Annotated in this window: 18 protein-coding genes; 12 read left to right on the top strand and 6 right to left on the bottom strand. The window is 70.4% G+C overall.

Annotated features, from left to right (window positions below):
• Window positions 1–7: 7 nt before the first annotated feature.
• Window positions 8–859, bottom strand: a complete 852-nt coding sequence (locus OO69_RS30830) for a helix-turn-helix domain-containing protein (protein WP_033284101.1) — start codon at window positions 857–859, stop codon at window positions 8–10.
• Window positions 860–1,087: 228 nt separating this feature from the next.
• On the opposite strand from OO69_RS30830, the gene OO69_RS30825 reads away from it, so the two are divergent.
• From OO69_RS30825 to OO69_RS30815, 3 genes are all read left to right on the top strand, one after another.
• Window positions 1,088–1,507 (top strand): ATP-binding protein, encoded by a 420-nt coding sequence (locus OO69_RS30825; RefSeq protein ID WP_033284100.1) that lies wholly within the window; start codon window positions 1,088–1,090, stop codon window positions 1,505–1,507.
• A 34-nt stretch (window positions 1,508–1,541) separates the two neighbouring features.
• Window positions 1,542–1,826, top strand: coding sequence for a hypothetical protein (locus OO69_RS30820; protein ID WP_033284099.1), 285 nt, complete (start codon window positions 1,542–1,544; stop codon window positions 1,824–1,826).
• Window positions 1,827–1,925: 99 nt separating this feature from the next.
• On the top strand, window positions 1,926–2,627 hold the full coding sequence (locus OO69_RS30815) for a DUF6445 family protein (RefSeq protein ID WP_033284145.1): 702 nt from the start codon (window positions 1,926–1,928) through the stop codon (window positions 2,625–2,627).
• A gap of 17 nt (window positions 2,628–2,644) precedes the next feature.
• Here the strand turns inward: OO69_RS30815 and OO69_RS30810 are convergent, their stop codons facing one another.
• A complete protein-coding gene (locus OO69_RS30810; protein WP_234444574.1) occupies window positions 2,645–3,892 on the bottom strand; it encodes a threonine/serine exporter family protein in 1,248 nt (415 codons plus the stop codon).
• Window positions 3,893–4,121: 229 nt separating this feature from the next.
• Between OO69_RS30810 and OO69_RS30805 the strand changes: the two genes are divergently transcribed.
• The 3 genes from OO69_RS30805 to OO69_RS30795 are packed head-to-tail and all read left to right on the top strand — an operon-like array spanning window position 4,122 to window position 7,395.
• A complete protein-coding gene (locus OO69_RS30805) occupies window positions 4,122–5,603 on the top strand; it encodes an APC family permease (protein ID WP_033284098.1) in 1,482 nt (493 codons plus the stop codon).
• Window positions 5,600–6,037 (top strand): hypothetical protein, encoded by a 438-nt coding sequence (locus tag OO69_RS30800; RefSeq protein ID WP_033284097.1) that lies wholly within the window; start codon window positions 5,600–5,602, stop codon window positions 6,035–6,037. The genes OO69_RS30805 and OO69_RS30800 overlap by 4 nt, the downstream gene beginning before the upstream one ends.
• A gap of 5 nt (window positions 6,038–6,042) precedes the next feature.
• Complete coding sequence (locus OO69_RS30795) at window positions 6,043–7,395, top strand: dipeptidase (protein WP_033284096.1); 1,353 nt, start codon at window positions 6,043–6,045, stop codon at window positions 7,393–7,395.
• A 5-nt stretch (window positions 7,396–7,400) separates the two neighbouring features.
• Here OO69_RS30795 and OO69_RS30790 read toward each other — a convergent pair whose 3' ends face one another.
• Window positions 7,401–7,892, bottom strand: coding sequence for a hypothetical protein (locus tag OO69_RS30790; RefSeq protein WP_199811064.1), 492 nt, complete (start codon window positions 7,890–7,892; stop codon window positions 7,401–7,403).
• A 149-nt stretch (window positions 7,893–8,041) separates the two neighbouring features.
• On the opposite strand from OO69_RS30790, the gene OO69_RS30785 reads away from it, so the two are divergent.
• From OO69_RS30785 to OO69_RS30765, 5 genes are all read left to right on the top strand, one after another.
• Window positions 8,042–9,322: a hypothetical protein gene (locus tag OO69_RS30785; RefSeq protein ID WP_033284094.1), complete on the top strand. Its 1,281-nt coding sequence runs from the start codon at window positions 8,042–8,044 to the stop codon at window positions 9,320–9,322.
• A gap of 72 nt (window positions 9,323–9,394) precedes the next feature.
• Entirely contained in the window at window positions 9,395–9,910 is a 516-nt protein-coding gene (locus OO69_RS30780) for a DUF7144 family membrane protein (protein ID WP_033284093.1), read from the top strand.
• Window positions 9,911–10,059: 149 nt separating this feature from the next.
• Window positions 10,060–10,341 carry a hypothetical protein gene (locus OO69_RS30775; RefSeq protein ID WP_033284092.1) on the top strand — a complete coding sequence of 94 codons (282 nt, stop codon included), beginning with the start codon at window positions 10,060–10,062 and terminating at the stop codon, window positions 10,339–10,341.
• An 88-nt stretch (window positions 10,342–10,429) separates the two neighbouring features.
• Window positions 10,430–11,167: a response regulator transcription factor gene (locus OO69_RS30770; RefSeq protein ID WP_033284091.1), complete on the top strand. Its 738-nt coding sequence runs from the start codon at window positions 10,430–10,432 to the stop codon at window positions 11,165–11,167.
• Between the two features lie 6 nt (window positions 11,168–11,173).
• Entirely contained in the window at window positions 11,174–12,286 is a 1,113-nt protein-coding gene (locus OO69_RS30765) for a sensor histidine kinase (protein ID WP_033284090.1), read from the top strand.
• A 21-nt stretch (window positions 12,287–12,307) separates the two neighbouring features.
• On the opposite strand, the gene OO69_RS30760 is transcribed toward OO69_RS30765, so the two are convergent.
• Window positions 12,308–12,679, bottom strand: coding sequence for a DUF6479 family protein (locus tag OO69_RS30760; protein ID WP_033284089.1), 372 nt, complete (start codon window positions 12,677–12,679; stop codon window positions 12,308–12,310).
• Between the two features lie 10 nt (window positions 12,680–12,689).
• Window positions 12,690–14,219, bottom strand: coding sequence for an FAD-dependent monooxygenase (locus OO69_RS30755; protein ID WP_033284088.1), 1,530 nt, complete (start codon window positions 14,217–14,219; stop codon window positions 12,690–12,692).
• 139 nt (window positions 14,220–14,358) lie between these two features.
• Here OO69_RS30755 and OO69_RS30750 point away from each other — a divergent pair, with 139 nt between their 5' ends.
• On the top strand, window positions 14,359–14,994 hold the full coding sequence (locus tag OO69_RS30750; RefSeq protein ID WP_033284087.1) for a TetR family transcriptional regulator: 636 nt from the start codon (window positions 14,359–14,361) through the stop codon (window positions 14,992–14,994).
• A 98-nt stretch (window positions 14,995–15,092) separates the two neighbouring features.
• Here the strand turns inward: OO69_RS30750 and OO69_RS30745 are convergent, their stop codons facing one another.
• Window positions 15,093–17,033, bottom strand: coding sequence for a YncE family protein (locus tag OO69_RS30745; RefSeq protein ID WP_078652633.1), 1,941 nt, complete (start codon window positions 17,031–17,033; stop codon window positions 15,093–15,095).
• Window positions 17,034–17,202 lie beyond the last annotated feature (169 nt).

Below are 17,202 nucleotides of genomic sequence, written 5' to 3'. Positions count from 1 at the left end.
TGGCGCCTCACAGTTCCTTCGCCAACTGGTGGATGAAGTCGCGCGACCGCGCGGGGTCGAGTGACGCGGCCTCCATCCTATGGAAGAGCGTTCGAAAACGGCCTAGTTGAGCTTCGGCGTCGATGAAGGCAGTGCCGTGCGGACCGTCGCGTACGACCGTGTCGAGCTGAGGCATCGCGCCCCCGACGTACACCATGGCGCTGTCGGCGCCGGAGAAGTCGTCCAGATCGAAGGGAATGACTCGCACGGTGATGTGGTCCGCTTCCGAGAACTCGACGATGCGGGTGAGTTGGTTGCGAGCCGCGGGGCGGTTGCCGACCCGAATACGCAGGGCCGCCTCGTGGACCACGGCTTCGTACGACGTCGGTCGGTCCCCTTCGAGGATCACGCGCCGCGCCAGACGGTGGCGTACGCGCAAGTCAAGTTCACCTTCGGGTAGTTGAGGAACCCGGTGTCCGAGAACTCTGCGGGCGTAGTCCTCGGTCTGGAGAAGACCGGGGACATGCAGGAAGCTGACGTCCTGGTAGAAGGTGGCGTGATGCTCCAGCTCCGAGAGGTCCAGGAATGGAGTGGGCAGCAGGCTCCGGTATTCCTCCCACCACCCGTCCGTCCGGTCTGTCGCCATGGCCACGAGCGCGCCGACCAATTCGCTGTCCGCACAGGCGAAATTGGCGGCAAGCCGGCGCACGGTCTCTCCGCTGACCCCGGCCACGCCGGACTCGATCTGGCTCAGCCGCCCCGCGTCGGTTCCCAGCGCGGCGGCCGCTTCGCGTCCCGTGAGCCCGGCTGCCTCGCGCAGTTTCTGCAGTTCGGCGCCTAGGCGCGCTTGGCGCGCGGTGGGTTGCCTTCTGCGCGGCATGGGCTCTTCCTCGTTCCTCAACGGCCTTGGGGCGGTGCCCCGTTCGGGGGCAGATTACGGCAACGGCTTGCGGCGGACCAACGTTGGACCCTACCGTCAGTGATGCGCCGCACACGCTGCGAAACGCCGGGTCACCGGAAGCGCACCGCTCCGTCCTGCCATGACGGCTGCGGCACTGCCACCGCCACCCCGAACGTCAACTCCCCACCACCGAACCGGAGTTCACGCATGCCCAAAACTGAACACCCCGCCCCCTGGGAGTACTCCCTCAACATCCCCAACGACCCCCGCTCGGTCACCGTCTGCCGCCGCACCCTCCGCCTGATCCTCACGACGCACGGACTGATCGCCCTGGTCGACACCGCCGAACTCCTCGCAACGGAGCTGGTGGGCAACGCCGTTCGCCACACGGAAGGCCCCGCCGCGCTACGAGTCTCCTGGTCACCCAGCGTCCTCCGCATCGGCGCCTGGGACGCGAACCCCGAACCCCCGGAGCCCCCACGTGAGTTGACCGTGATCACCGACCTGGAGGAGGGCCGAGGCCTCGCCCTGGTCAAGGCCTGCGCCGACCTCTGGGGCTGGCAGCCCCTGTCCAGGAACGGCCACCGGGGCAAGTACGTCTGGTGCGAACTGGGCCGCTCGGCTTGATCGTCCCGCTGTTGAAGACAAACGAGGGAGCATCATGGGTTTCGTCAACTACTTCCCCGGCCGGGGCCACCTCATGGAGAGGGCGTATCTCGAAGGGCAGGCCGAGGGACAAGCCGCAGGCGAGGCCGCGTTGATCCTGCGGCTGTTGGAGAAGCGTGGAGTTCTTGTCTCTGAGGGCGTCCGCGAGCGCGTCACGTCCTGCGCCGACCTCGACACCCTCACTCTCTGGTTCGACCGGGCCCTGACGGTCACAGTCGCCGAGGAACTGTTCGTCGAAGAGGTGGAGGGCGTGGAAGGTTCAGTGGACGACACTCCCTGACCCGCCCCCCTGGCCTTGACCTTCAACTACCTGTCGTTGACGGAATGTTGACCGGTGTATGGCACAGCATTGGCGAACCCCCGCTATACGTTCGGCCCCATGCCCCCACTCCCCCCACACCCCCAGCAACGGGCCCGCCAGCAGGCCCCCCTCCCCGTTCTCCCGTACCGCAAGCCCACCAAGGGCCGCGACTACTGGGTGCTGAACGACGTGCTCCCGGACGTGGATGCCGTACGGGAGCGGTGTCTCGCGAAGGACGACTGGGTCAAGGGGTATCCGTACACGTCGGAGACCTGGCCGGGGCTGCGGACCATGCCGGGGCTCGAGCCGTCCGAGATGGGGCAGATCGAGCGGCTGGTGAAGCAGGCGATCGGGGTCAAGGAACTGTGGGTGGAGAAGGCGCCCGGCGGCGGCACGCTCAACCACAACTGCATCCAGGTCGTGGGCAAGGGCGAGAGTGAACCCCGCCCGCACACCGACTCCCGCGCCCTGTGCCGGTACGCCGCCGTGCTCTACCTCAACCCCTCCGTGCCGAAGGACTGCGGGACGAGTTTCTACCGGCAGCATCTGCCGGGCGGACGGCTCGGCGGCAACGTCGTGCAGGCCCCGCACAACAACCTCGTCGAGGCGCTGGGTACTCGGTTCGTGGCGCCGGATGCTTTTGAAGAAGACGTGCGCGTGCCGCACAAGTACAACAGCCTGTTGCTCTACCACGCCAACCTCGTGCACAGCGCGACCGGTTACCACGGCAGCACCCTGGAGGAGAAGCGGATGACCGCCGTCTTCTTCTGGATGGCCTGACCCCAACACCCCTGTTCCTACGGCGACTTCCGGCCCCGCCCCTCCGTCAGCGCTGCCCCGAACACCATCCCCACCGCGATCGCCGTGACGATCGTGACCAGTTTCAGCAGGTCACGGAAGCCCTCGATGACGTGGCCGCCCGCCAGCGTCGTCAGGCCGCGCATGCCGAGGGAGCCGACGGTGAGGGTGAAGAAGCCGGGGAGGAGCAGGACCAGGCGGGGCGGGCGGTGCTCGGCGCGGGCCAGTAGCGTCGCCGCCGCCGACAGCACCGCCGCCGCCACGAACGTCCCCCCGACCTCCCCCACCAGCTTCGTGAACAGCGACTGCACGCCGACGGTGACGTACACCAGCAGGAGCAGCGGCCAGAACAGGCGGCGCGGGATCGCGAAGGCCAGGACCGTGCCGGCGGTGAAGACGATCCAGCCGAGGAAGAGGGCCCAGCGCGCCATGTCCGAGTCCGCCGCGATGTCCCAGAGGGCGTGCGTGGAGGTGCCCGTCGCGAACACGCCCAGCAGCACTCCCAGATACAGCTGCACCAGCAGGAACACGGCGTAGACGAGCCGGATCGCGCCGGTGGTGATGAGTCCGGCCGCCAACTCGGCGGTGGCGGCGCTCAGATAGTCGCCGGGGACGAAGAAGAAGAGGGCGGGCAGCATCAGCAACACCGGGCCGCCGTGGGCGGGTTCGCGGGCGAACACCTCAAGGGCCACCACCGACACGACCGTTGAGACAACCAGAGGCAACACCTTTGCCAGGCGCGGGACTCGGTCCGCCGCGATCGCCAGCGCCGCCGCGATCGTGGCCAGTACCGCCGTCGATCCGACCTCGTACCAGGTCGGTTGCATCAACGGCGCGAAGCCCAGCGAGAACAGCACGATGCCGAGGAGCTTGAGCGGCCAGGGATAGGGGGCGGGGGCGGTCTCGATCCTGGTCAGCCGTCGGTCCGCCTCCGTGACACCGAGGTTGCCCTTCTCCACGTCCGTGAGCAGGGGTTTCAGTGCGGTGACCTGGTCCAGGCGGAACACCTCGGGGAAGCCGCGCACGGTCACCGTCCGCGTCCCGACCCCTACGGTCACCGTGAGCGCCGCCGCGTCCGGGACCAGGAGCAGAGACGCCTCGCCGCCCAGCGCCCGGGCCGCCGTCCGCACCGAGTCCTCGATCAACTCGGCGCCCTCACCGCTCGACCGCAGCAGCAGCCGGGTCAACCGGGCCAGGAACGCGGTGAGTTCGTCGAGCACGGCGGGGTTCGTGCGCTGTTGCTCCACGACCGCCTCCGTTACGCAGACCCCCCACCACGACACCCCAGTCCAGAAAGTGTGACACTTCCAACGAAAGCGTCACACTTTTTCAAACCACCCCCCCAGCCTGGACGGTCCGGACCTGTCCGGCATCCTGGCCCCCGCCCCTCACCCGAACGGCCCACCCGACCTGCGCCCGCCCCCGCCACCGCAGAGCCTGGCGACACCACCCGGAAGTCACCCATAGGGAGGGCCCGTGGCCTCGATGGACGTCCCCGCCGACCTGCCGAAACCGGTACCGGCAGCGCGTACGGCGGCGAGAGCCCGGCCCGCGCCCACCATCACCTGGGTCACCCTCGCGCTGATGACGACCTCCTCGGTGGCCAGCCTGCGGGCCGCCCCGACGATGGCCGTGTACGGCCTGGCCTGCGTGTTCCTCTACCTCGTCCCGGCGGTCGTGTTCCTGCTGCCGACCGCGCTGGTCTCGGCGGAACTCGCCTCCGGCTGGAGCGGCGGTGTCTACCGCTGGGTGAGCGAGGGGCTGTCGAAACCGCTCGGATTCCTCGCCGTGTGGTGCCAGTTCGCGATGACGATCTTCTACTACCCGAGCCTGCTCGCCTTCGTCGCGAGCACCATCTCGTACGTCATCGACCCGGCCCTCGCCTCCAACGGCCTCTACACCGCGATCGTCATCATGGTCCTGTACTGGACGGGGGTGTGGGTGTCGTCCCGTGGGACCAAGGCCCTTGCCGGGCTGTCCAGTTGGGGACTCATCATCGGAACTCTCGTACCGGGCACCATCCTTGTCGTGCTCGGCATGGTCTTCCTCGCCCAGGGGAATCCGTCCGCCGCCCCGATGACGTCGAGCCATCTGCTGCCCGAGTGGACGGGCCTCGCCAGCCTGGTCCTCATCGTCAACAACTTCCTCTCCTACTCCGGCATGGAGATGAACGCCGTCCACGTGTCGTCGCTGAAGGACCCGGCGAAGGAGTACCCCAAGTCGATGTTCCTGGCGATGGGGTTGGTGCTGCTCATCTTCATCCTCCCCGCCCTGGCGATCAGTTGGGTCGTGCCGTCGGACCAGACGAGCCTCACCGCCGGTGTGATGCAGGCGTTCAACGCGTTCTTCTCGTACTTCCACATCGGCTGGATGACCCCGATCGCCGCCGTGATGCTGGTGTCCGCGTCGCTCGGCGGCATGCTCACCTGGCTGGCCGGACCGTCCAAGGGCCTGCTGGAGATCTCCCGCAGCGAGGGCTATCTCCCGCCGTTCCTGCAGAAGTTGAACAAGTTCGGGGTGCAGCAGAACATCCTCGTCACCCAGGGCGTCGTCACCACCGTCATCGCCCTCGGGTACGCGCTGCTCCCCAACGTCTCCAACGTGTACTGGATCTTCTCGACCATCACCACGCAGGTGTATCTGATCGTCTACCTGCTGATGTTCGTCGCGGCGATGCGCCTGCGGAAGACCCAGCCCGACCACCCTCGCGGCTACCGCGTCCCCGCCCTCCATCTCCTGTGCACCGTCGGCCTGTTGGCCTCCGTCGCCGCCCTCGCGATCGGCTTCGTGCCGCCCTCGCAGTTCGGCGGCGGCAGCGTCTGGTCGTACGTCGGGATCATCGGCGGCGGGCTCGTCATCCTCGGCTTGTTGATCCCGTGGGCGTTCCTCAAGTTCCGCAAACCGGGCTGGCGTACGGAAGCGTCCACGGAGGACGCCACGGCCGGTGGTGCCGCATGAGCCCCACCAAGTTCGCCTCCGAGCACCGGTGGATCTACGTCGGCGCGATCGTCCTGCTGGTCGCCCTCGCCGTCGTCGGTGTCATCCAGTACGACAGCGTGAAGACCACCAACAAGGCCACGGACAAGGCGAATCAGCTCGCCGACGCGGCGGTGGCGGCCGGCTATCCCCGGCCCGAGACCAAGACGATCGCCCGCGCGCTCGGCACCGACGGCGGCATCGTCTGCAAGAGCCCAGGCAGCGCCCTGAAGTCGGCCCTGTGGAAGATCAACGTCTCGAACGGCGCCGCGTTCGTCGGCCAGCGCCCGGTCATTGGCGACACGGCCGCGCTGCGGGCCGAGATCAAGATCCTGGAGATCTACTGCCCCGACAAGCTGCACAAGATCCAGGACAAGATCGACGACCTGAAGACCGACAACACGGTGAGGAACTGATCACGATGGCCGAACTCGCCTCCCGAATAGCCGAGTTGATGCCCCGCGCGAAGGACGACCTCACCGAACTCGTCGCGATCCCCTCCGTCGCCGACCCCCGCCAGTACCCGCCCGAGGAGTGCCACAAGGCCGCCCAGTGGGTCGCCGACGCGTTCACCGAGGCGGGCCTGCGGGACGTGCACCTCGCGGAGACCCCGGACGGCAGCCACGCCGTGATCGGCCACCGCCCGCCCCCGCCCGGCGCCCCCACCGTCCTCCTGTACTGCCACTACGACGTCCAGCCCCCGCTCGACGACAAGGCGTGGACGACTCCGCCCTTCACGCTCACCGAGCGCGACGGCCGCTGGTACGGACGCGGCACCGCCGACTGCAAGGGCAACATCGTCATGCACCTCACCGCCCTGCGCGCGCTGGGCGAAGACCTCCCGGTCGGGCTGAAGTTCGTCGCGGAGGGCTCGGAGGAGCAGGGCACGGGCGGCCTTGAGCAGTACGTCGCCCAGCACCCGGAGAAGTTCCTCGCGGACGCGCTGCTGATCTGCGACACGGGCAACGCGGCGGTCGGCGTCGGCACCGCGACCACCACCCTGCGCGGGCTCGCGAACGTCGTCGTCACGGTCAACACCCTTGCGGGCGAGGTCCATTCGGGCATGTTCGGCGGGCCGGCGCCCGATGCCCTCGCCGCCCTGATCCAGATCCTGTCCTCGCTCCGCGACCCGGAGACCGGCGCCACGGTCGTCAACGGCCTGGACTGCGAAGGGACTTGGGACGGTGTCGGCTACGACGAGCAACAGTTCCGTACGGACGCGGGCGTCCTGGACGGCGTAGAGCTGACCGGCACCGGAACCGTCGCCGACCGCCTCTGGTCCCGCCCCGCCGTCACCGTCCTCGGCATCGACTGCCCGCCGGTGGTCGGCTCGGCGGCGGCCGTACCCGCGACCGCCCGCGCCCGCGTCAGCCTGCGCGTACCGCCCGGCACGGACCCCGGCGCCGCCCGCGAGGCATTGACCAACCACCTTACGGACGCGGCCCCTTGGGGTGCGAAGGTGACGGTCGAGACGGAGGGCACCGGCTCACCGTTCCGCGCGGCCACCGACGGCCCGGCGTACACCGCGCTCGGCACCGCGATGGAGCAGGTCTACGGCAAACCCCTCGCCTTCCTCGGCCAGGGCGGCTCCATCCCGCTGTGCAACGTCCTCGCCGAGACCTACCCCCGCGCCGAAATCATCCTCATGGGCGTCGAGGAACCCCGGTGCCTCATCCACGCCCCGAACGAGAGCGTCGACCCCTCGGAGATCGAGCACATGGCGCACGTAGAGGCGCTGTTCCTCAGGGAGTTCGCGAAGGCGCGGCAGCGGTAGGGGACTCAGTACCGCAGCGCCGTCCCCACGTCGGCCTTCACGCCGCCGGACAGCTTGCGGTTGCTGCGGGCGGTCGCCGTGGCGGACTTGTGGGACGGGACGTGGGAGACGGTGACGACGACGGTGTCGAGCAGATTGCCGCCCTCGTCCTTGAACTCCACCTGTACGGCGAAGGACTTGGCCGAGCCGGCGGTGTTGTCGACGGTGACCTCGACGGTGCTGCGGCCGGCCGAGTCGGTGGTGGGGGCGGCGAGGTGGACGGCGTCCTTCGCGTCGACGCCGTTCTTGACGTCGTCGAGCTTGCGGCCGGCCTCGGCGGTGGCCGACGCGATCGCGCCGGTGGCCTGCGCGCCGACGGACGCGACGGCGGACGCGGCCTTGCTGGCGACGGAGGCCGGAGTGCTGTCGTCAGAACAACCGGTCAACCCGGCCAGACCGGTTAGGCCAAGCGACACAGCTGCCGCCGCACGTACCGCAGCGCGCCTGTTCCGGGCCATGTCGCCTCCGTGAGTCGGTCGGGTCGTCCCTCCAGTGAAGTTCCGATGCCGTACGGCCGCATGCCGGCGTCACCCGAACGGCGCGGCACTGCTCGCGGCCCCGGGTCATCGGGGATGCGCTGGGAGGCACACGCGCGGAGGAGGCAGAGGTGACGGAACTCGACCGGCTGCGGGCGCGGGTGGCCGAGCTGGAGGCGGAGCGGCGGCCGCGGCACCGGGTGCGTTCGCTGCTCGCCGTGGTGCTGGTGATCGTGGGGTGTGTGCTCGCGCCGCTCGGCGTGGTGGCCGCGTGGACGGCGGACACGGTGGGGGACACGGACCGCTACGTGAAGACCGTCGCGCCGCTCGCCTCCGACCCGGACATCCAGAACGCCGTCGCGAACCGGGTGACCTCGGCCGTGATGGACCGCCTCGACCTCACCGCCCTGCTGTCCGGTGTGGCGCCCGCCCAACGACCGCTGCTGGAAAAGGCGTTGGGGGCGCTGGGCGGTTCGCTGGAGGACTCGGTCCGCGCCTTCGTCCACGACAAGGCGCAGGCGGTCGCGGCATCGCGCGCCTTCGCCACGATCTGGAAGGACGCGAACCGCCGTGTCCACAGCGCTGTGGACAAAGCCCTGACCGGCAGTGGCGGTGGTGCGGTACGGCTCGACGACGGCGCGGTGACGCTCGACGTGGGGCCAGTGGTGGACCAGGTGAAACAGCGGCTGGTCGACGAGGGGATGACCGTCGCCGGGAAGCTCCCCGAGATCCACACGTCGATCACGCTCCTCAAGAGCGACGACCTCGACACGTACAAGACGTACTTCCGCCTCCTCCAACTCGCCGGTACCTGGCTGCCGTTGGTGGCCGTGCTGCTGGTCGCGGCGGGCGTCCTGCTGGCGCGACGGAGGCGGCGCGCGCTGGTGACGGGCGCGCTGGGCGTGGCCGCCGCGACGGCCCTGCTGGGCATCGCGCTACGGATCTTCCGCGCCGTCTACCTGGACGCGCTCCCGGCGGGAGTGTCACCGGGGGCGGCCGCCGCGGTGTACGACGCGCTGACCCGTTTCCTGCACACGAGCGTACGGATGGTCGTGGCGCTCGGCGTGGTGGTCGCGCTGGCCGCCTGGCTGACGGGCCCGGGCCGCCGGGCCGGTCTCGTACGACGGCTGTGGACGTCCGGGATCGGGGCGGTGCGGGCGGTCGCCGACGGGGCGGGGCTGCGGACCGGGCCGGTGGGGCCGTTCGTGCGCCGGTACCGGACGTGGCTCGGCTGGGTGCTGGTGGGCGGGGCGCTGCTGGCGTATCTGCTGTGGTCGCGTCCGACGGGGTGGGTGGTGGTCGGGCTGGGCCTCGCGCTGCTCTTCGCGCTGGCGGTGGTGGAGTTCCTGGCGGCGGAACCGGGTCCGGGGCCCGAACCGGGCGCTCCGTCGGGTGTCACCCGTATGGCGTAACCCCCCTGGTGGAGGGGGTGCGGCGGCCGGATGGTCGAAGCACCACACACCACAGAGAGGTGGGGTACGGCCATGACCCAGCAGCCGCACTCGACGCAGCAGCCGCACTCGCCGTCCGCCGGCGGCCAGGAGCAGCCCCCGGCCTGGAACGACGCCGGCCAGGCCCCCGGCACCCGGGGCCACGGCGCGCCCCCGTCCGGCGGCGGCCTCGCGGCCGGCGGCGCGGTCTTCGCCGGTGTCCTGATGCTGATGAACGGTGTCATCGCCATCCTCCAGGGCATCTCCGCCCTCGCGAAGGACGACGTGTACACCCGCGTCGGCTCGTACGTCTACAGCATCAACCTCACCGGCTGGGGCGTCATCCTCATCTGCCTCGGCGCGGTGGGCGCGATCACCGGCTGGGGCATCCTCAGCGGCATGAGCTGGGCCCGCGTCTGCGGCATCGTCCTCGCGAGCCTCAGCGCGATCCTCCAGTTCATGTTCCTCCCGTACGCCCCGGTCTGGTCGGTGATCATGATCGCGGTGGACGTGTTCGTGATCTGGGCCCTGGCGGTGTACGACCCGGCGGCGTCCGGGGCCAGGCGCTAGAGACCCGCGCCACCACCCCCGCCCGTCCCGCCGCCACGGCCCGCTCCAGGCCGGCGGCGCTGGACGGGCGCGCCGCCGTAGCCCCTCATGAAGAAGCCGACGCCGAGGGCGGCGCGTTCCGGCTGGTGCGGGCACGGTAGTTTCTCGCCGTGCCCGACATATACATGCTCGTCGTGGGCGTGCTCGCCGCCGTCATGGCCGCGGTCAACGCCGTGCAGATCCTTCTCGGCCGCCAGCTCGTCAAGCCCGGGAGCAGCAGGCGTACGGCGCCGCAGCTCCGGGCGGAGTCCGCCGCTGCCGCGGTGGCCCTGACCGGGACGTCACTGACGGCCTTCGGCTCGGCCGCGAGCGTCCTGCTGTGCGCGGTGGGCGTGCCCCTGGCGGTGGGCGGATACATCGCGCTTCTGTCGGTCCGCAGGCGGTTCGGCTGAGGCCGGCGGATCTTACGAAACACGGACGTCCGGTGCCCGGAGCCGGTGCGGCGGCACGTCGGAGTCGTCGTGGTGCGAGGCTGGCCGCATGCAGCAGTCGTACGAGAAGGCCGGGAAGGCCGAGGGGGCGGTCGGCGCCCGGGTGCTGGTCGTCGATGACGATCCGACCGTCGCCGAGGTCGTCTCCGGGTATCTCGACCGGGCCGGATATGTCGTGGAACGGGCCGCCGACGGGCCGGAGGCGCTGGCCCGGGCCGACGCCCACTGGCCCGATCTCGTCGTGCTCGATCTGATGCTGCCGGGGATGGACGGGCTGGAGGTCTGCCGGCGGATGCGGGGGCGCGGGCCCGTGCCGGTGATCATGCTGACCGCTCGCGGGGACGAGGACGACCGGATCCTGGGGCTGGAGGTCGGGGCCGACGACTACGTCACCAAGCCGTTCAGCCCGAGGGAGCTGGTGCTGCGGGTGGAGTCGGTGCTGCGGCGGTCCCGGTCGCCCGTCGGACCCGCGACCCCGCTCAGCGCCGGGGGACTGACCCTCGACCGCGCCGCCCGCCGCGCCACCAAGGACGGTGCCGAACTCTCCCTCACCCACCGGGAGTTCGACCTTCTCGCCTTCTTCCTCCGGAATCCGGGGCGGGTGTACGGGCGGGAGGATCTGATGCGCGAGGTGTGGGGGTGGGACTTCGGTGATCTGTCGACCGTCACCGTGCACGTACGGCGGCTGCGCGGGAAGGTCGAGGACGATCCGGGGCGGCCGCGGTTCATCCAGACGGTGTGGGGGATCGGATACCGCTTCGATCCCACCGGCACCGAGGAGGACTGACCGGTCATGCGTGACGCCCTGCTCATCGCCCTGTTCGCCTTTCTCGGAGCCGCTGCCGCCGGAGTGCTCGGGGCCGGTGCCCTGTGGTTGCTGCGCCGACGCTCGCTCACCGCGTCCGTGTCCGTCGTCGCCGCGGTCGCGGTGACCGCGATGCTCGCCGGGACGCTCGCCGTGGCGCAGGCGATGTTCCTGTCCCGGCACGATCTGTCCGTGGTCACGACCGTGGTCGCGATGGCCGCCGTCGTCTCCCTGCTCACCGCCCTGCTGCTCGGCCGCTGGGTCGTCGCCCGCAGCCGCGAACTCGTCCTCGCCGCCCGCGACTTCGGCGACGGCGGCGACTACTCCGCCCCGGCCCGCCCCGCCAATGCCGAACTCGCCGACGTCAGCCGCGAGTTGGCCGCCACCAGCGCCAAACTCGCCGAATCCCGCGACCGCGAACGGGCGTTGGAGTCCTCCCGCCGTGAACTCGTCGCCTGGATCTCGCACGACCTGCGCACCCCGCTGGCCGGTCTCCGCGCGATGTCCGAGGCCCTGGAGGACGGGGTCGCCGCCGACCCCGGCCGCTACCTCCGCCAGATCCGCACCGAGGTGGAACGCCTCAACGACATGGTCGGCGACCTCTTCGAACTCTCCCGCATCCACGCCGGCTCGCTCGCCCTCACCCGCTCCCGCATGTCCCTGTACGACCTCATCGGCGACGCCCTCGCCGGCGCGGACCCGCTCGCGCGCGAGCACGGCGTACGGCTGGTCGGCGACCGGATCGAACCGGTGCCCGTCGAGGTCGACGGCAAGGAGATGAGCCGGGTGCTGGGGAATCTGCTGGTCAACGCGATCCGCCGGACGCCCGCCGACGGCACGGTGGCCATCGCCGCCGAGCGGACCGCCGACGGGGTCGTGCTGTCGGTGACGGACGGGTGCGGCGGGATCCCGGAGGACGATCTGCCGCGCGTCTTCGACACCGGGTGGCGCGGCACGCACGCCCGGACCCCGCCCGCCGGAGCCGGGCTGGGGCTCGCCATCGTGCGCGGGATCGTAGAGGCGCATCAGGGACGGGCCGCCGTACGGAACGTGTCGGGCGGCTGCCGGTTCGAGGTGACGCTGCCCGCGGCGGAGGCCTGAGGCCACACCGTCACCCAGCGGTCACACGTGGCCTATGCCGCCCCCGCCGAAGGAACCGCTCCTCCCGGGCAGCCAGCGCAGCCGGCTCTGGTCCTTGCCCGTCCTGGTCCCGGAGTGATGGAGCTGGTACGGCATCAGCCGCTCCTTCTCCTCCGAGGCGACGGGCATCTCGTCGGGCTCCCGCATCTCGCTCATCTCGTGGACGGCGCCGCCCGCGGGGAGGTGGGGCTGCTCCTCGGGGAGCGGCCGTGGAAGTTCCTGGTCCCGGACCTTCATGCCGAAGTAGATGGCCCAGACCAGCGCGCCCGCGATCAGCAGGCCACCGAGAAAGGCGGCGCCCACGTCGAGCGTGTTGTGCGACGCGGCCAGCACTTCATACGTTGCCATGCTCATACTCCGAGTATCACTCTTTCGGGGGGAATGTGGTGATTCGGGTTAGGTAGTCGGCCACTTCTGCCGGGTCCCGGGTGAGCAGCGCCATGTGGTTGTCGGGGCGGACCAGCACCAGCGCCGGGCCGGTGACGCCGTACGCGCGACGGGCGTGCCCCTCGTGGTCCCGCAGCTCACCGCCGCCGTCCACCGCGAACGCCTGCAGCAGATCGCCGTGCTCGGCCCCCAACTTGCCGACCGCGTCCGCGACTTCGGCCCCGAAGCCGAGCAGCGTGAAGCGCGGGTCCGCGTACACCTGGAAGAGCCGGACCGGGCTGCCCGAGGCGTCCAGGCACGGAGCGTCGGGAGCGCGGTCGCCGGGGCGCAGGACGGCGGGGTCACCGGCGGTCGCGGTGGCGGCGAGGGAACTCCAGCGGTAACCGGTGCCCATAGGGGGCGGGGCCGCGGCCTCCACGCCGGTGCCGGGTTCCTTGACCGCCTCGCGCACCCGGGCGTACAGGTCGCTGGTGATGCCCAGCGTCCAGGCGGCCACCGGGAGGCGCTCCTCCTCGTAGGTGTCCAGCAGTCCGGGGCCCGCCTGCCCGGCGGTCGCGAGGGCCAGTTTCCAGCCCAGGTTGTAGGCGTCCTGGATGCCGGTGTTCATGCCGAGGCCGCCGGCGATCGGGTGGATGTGGGCGGCGTCCCCGGCCAGGAGGACCCGGCCGACGCGCATCCGGTCGACCATGCGGACGTTGACCCGCCAGAGGGAGAGCCAGGTCGGGTCGGTCAGCGTGATGCCGGGTACCTGCGCGTACCGGTCGAAGATCCGCTGGAAGCTCTCCAGTGACGGCGGCAACGGCTCGCCGCTCGCGTCGAGTTCGGGGCCGGCCTGGAACTGGAAGGAGTCCGTGCCGGGCATGGGGCAGAGCATGACTCCGCTCCCGTCCGACGCGAACCACTGATGCCAGACGTCCCGGCTGATCCCCTCGGCCTCGACGTCACCGACGACCATCGACTGGGTCTCGTCCGTCGTGCCGTCGAAACGCACCCCCATCGCCTTGCGGATCCGGCTGCGCCCGCCGTCGCAGCCGACGAGATAACCGGCCCGGATCCGCTCCCCGTCGGCGAGGACGGCGGTGACACCGCCCTCGTCCTGCCCGAACCCGGTGACCTCCGTGCCGCCCTCGACGGCGACCCCGAACTCCGCGAGCCGCTCGCGCAAGAGCTTCTCCACCTGCCACTGCCCTATGAGGACCCCTCGCTCGTACGGCGCGTCGGGGGTGGGGCGGGCGTCCGCGAAGGGGTCCGTGTCGTTCACGTGCGCGCCGTCGAAGTACTTGCGGAACGGCATCCGTGTCGTCCCGGCCGCGAGGGCGCGCCCGGTGATGCCGACGTCCTCCAGAACCTCCAGGGTGCGCGGCTGCAGGCCCTTGCCCCGCGACTCCCGGTGCGGGACCGGGGCCGCGTCCACGATCCGCACCCCCGCACCGCGCCGGGCCAGCTCGATGGCCAGCGTGAGCCCGGTCGGCCCGGCGCCCACGATCAGTACACCGTCGTCGGTCATGGAGATCCCCTCGTCGTCGTGTGTCCACGCGTCGTCGTCCGTCCATGGAACATCGGTCCGCGAGAAAATGCAACCCGGTCTCAGAAGATTCTCGGTCTCATCCAATCCCGAGTCTCATCATTCTGGTAAAGTCGAGGGCATGGACGAACCCGCCGGTCTCCGCGAGCGCAAGAAGGAACGCACGCGGAACCTCATCGCTCAGGAAGCCCTCCGCCTCTTCCGCGCCCAGGGTTTCGACGAGGTGTCCGTCGTCGAGGTCGCGGCGGCGGCCGAGGTCTCCAAGGCCACGCTGTTCCGGTACTTCCCGACCAAGGAGGACCTGGTCCTGCACCGCTTCGCCGACCACCTCGGCGAAGCGGCCCGCGTGGTGCGGGAGCGCCCCGCCGGTCTGACCCCGACCGCGGCCCTGCGCGACCACTTCCTGGCCGGACTCGCCGCCCGCGACCCGATCACCGGGCTGAACGACCACCCCGAGATCCTGTCCTTCCAGGACCTCATCCACCGCACGCCCACCCTCCGCGTCGGCATGAGACAGCGGTACACCAGCCAGGACATCGACGCGCTCGCGGACGCCCTGCCGACCGGCTCCGGCGCCGCGCCACCGATCGTCAGACACCTGGCCGCGTCCCATCTGATCGCCGTACAGCAGGAGTTGGGGCACGAGAACTGGCGGACGATCACGTCAGGGCGCACCGCCGACGAGGCGTACGACGACGCGGTCGCGGCCGCGGAGGGGGCGTACGGACAGCTCATGACGGGGCTGGACGCGGTTTAGCCGGCGGACACGCGAACAGCCCCGCCCCGAGGACACACGGTCCTCGAAGCGGGGCTGCCCAGGCACCCCGTGAACCCCAACGCCTGGGGAAACAGGTACTAGTTGGAGAAGTACAGGTACTTCCACCCCGTGTACGTCGTCGAGTTGACGTTGTCGCCGGACGAACCGTTGATGTACGCGGCCCGGATGCGGGCCTTGATGCCGGACTCGCCGGGTGCGCCGAGGCTCACCGCGACCTTGCCGTTCGTGTTCAGGGCGAAGTACTCCGAGTCGGAGTCGTACCACCTGCCGTCGTAGTAGACCTGCAGGTCCAGCCGCTCCTGGCGGTTCTGGTAGTAGGTCATCGTCGTGGTGACGACCGGCGCCGAGTTCTTGTGGAACCAGTAGTACGACGTCGAGCCGATCTTCGCCTTCTTGTAGTGCTTGGTGATCGCGGTGGAGACCTTGACCTTGGCGTACGCCGTGGCCTTCACCGTCTTGGAGGCGTAGCGGGCGTCACCGGCGAAGACCGCGGAGACGGCGGTGTCGCGGGTCATGTCCACGGTCACGGAGATGTTGCCGCTGGAGTTGACCTTGCCGGTCTTGACCAGCTTCTTCGGCTTGTCGGCGCCGAAGGGGTCCGAGTAGATCGCGACCGTGCGGTTCTTGTAGGTCTTGCCGAGGTGCGCGGTGAACTTCACGTCGGCGCCGTACGAGTACAGCTTGCCGTTGTTGTTCAGGCTCAGGGTGGTGGCCGAGCGGGAGACGGCGACCTTGTCGGAGGCGCTGACCGCCGCGTGCCCGGCGTCGCCCGCGTAGCTCACCTTGTACGTGACGGTGCCGCCGGCCGGCGGGGTGTCCGTGAAGGAGTAGGTGCCGTTCGCCTTCACCGTGACGGCGGGCAGCGCCTTGCCCTTCGTGGACTCCAGGTCGGTGCGCGTGACCTGGAGCTTCGCGCCGGCCGGGAGCGCGACGCTCGCCGAGAGCTTGCCGGTGACGGTGAGCTTCTTGGCGCGGGGCGCGGAGGAGGGCGCGCTGACCGTGAGGGTCGGGACGTTCTTCTCCGGGTCGGTCAGCGCCTTGAGCGCGTAGCCGCCGCCCGACCTGCCGACGAGCGCGAAGATCCGCGAGTTGTCCGGCGCCCAGGCCAGGGCGGCCGTGTCGAAGGAGCCGACGTTGTACGTGCGGATCGCCTTCGTGGCGTTCGGTCGGTACGTCGTGACCGAGGTGTCGCTGACCGACGCGACCGTCCCGTCCGGGGCGATGTCGGCCTGCTGCCCGCTCGGATAGGTGCCCGACTGGGTGAACTTGCCGTCTGCGTACGCGTCCCGCACCGCGCCGTTGACCAGCACCTCGTCGGCGCCGGGCACCAGGTCGATGTCGTGGATACCGCTGTTGAGCGAGTAGTCGCCGGAGTAGTAGGCGACCTTCTGCGGGGTGGCCCCCGAGACGTCCAGGACGGCCATCGAGTCGGTGGAGATGCCGGTCTCGCCGAGGGCGAGGACACCGGGCCTGGACGCGGCGGCGTCGAGGAAGCCCGGGTTGTCGATCGAGATGCCCTCGGGCTGTTGGCCGAGCGTCACCGGGTCGGTGCCGCTCGCCGGGTCCACGGCCGGGTCGACCGAGCCGACGTTGCTGTCCCACTGGTCGCCGTAGGTGAACCAGAGCTTGCCCGAGGTGAAGGCGACGTAGCGCGGGCCCACAGTGGTGGCCACCGCGTAGCGGGCCTTGACGTCGAGGGTGGCCGCGTCGAGCGCCACGATCTCGTGCGTGCCCTGGGCCGCCGCGTACACGGTGGTCCCGTCGTCGGACACGGCCAGGGCGGTGACCCCGCTGATGCCGCCGACCGAGGCGAGGACGTTGCCCGAGTAGTCCGTGGCCGCGACCGTCCCGGCCGACCCGTCGCCGACGAACACCCGCTTGAGGGCGCCGTCCGCGACGAGGCCGCCGGGCGTGGTCACGTTGGCGGTCGCCGCCGAGGCCGTACCTGTCGCTACGACGCTGAGCGCCGCCGAGCCGAGAAGGACCGCGAGCGCTGTCGCGGTCGAGATGCTGCGCATCCGCACGTGCTGTTCCCCCCACAAGGAAAACCGGTCAGGAGACCGGGAGTTGAGAGCGCCGCGCAACACCCGGACGTGACCGCGGATGAGAGACGCGGTGACGCGCGGGGCGCGGCTGCTGGGAGCAGCGTATGACATGGCTGTGACAGGTGGGAAAGGAGTTGTTGCG

Origin of the sequence: Streptomyces sp. NRRL F-525, from assembly GCF_000716605.1 — a bacterium.
Taxonomy (GTDB): Bacteria; Actinomycetota; Actinomycetes; order Streptomycetales; family Streptomycetaceae; genus Streptomyces.
The sequence above is the reverse complement of the archived record's forward strand: the minus strand, read 5'-3'. Positions and strand labels throughout refer to the sequence as shown.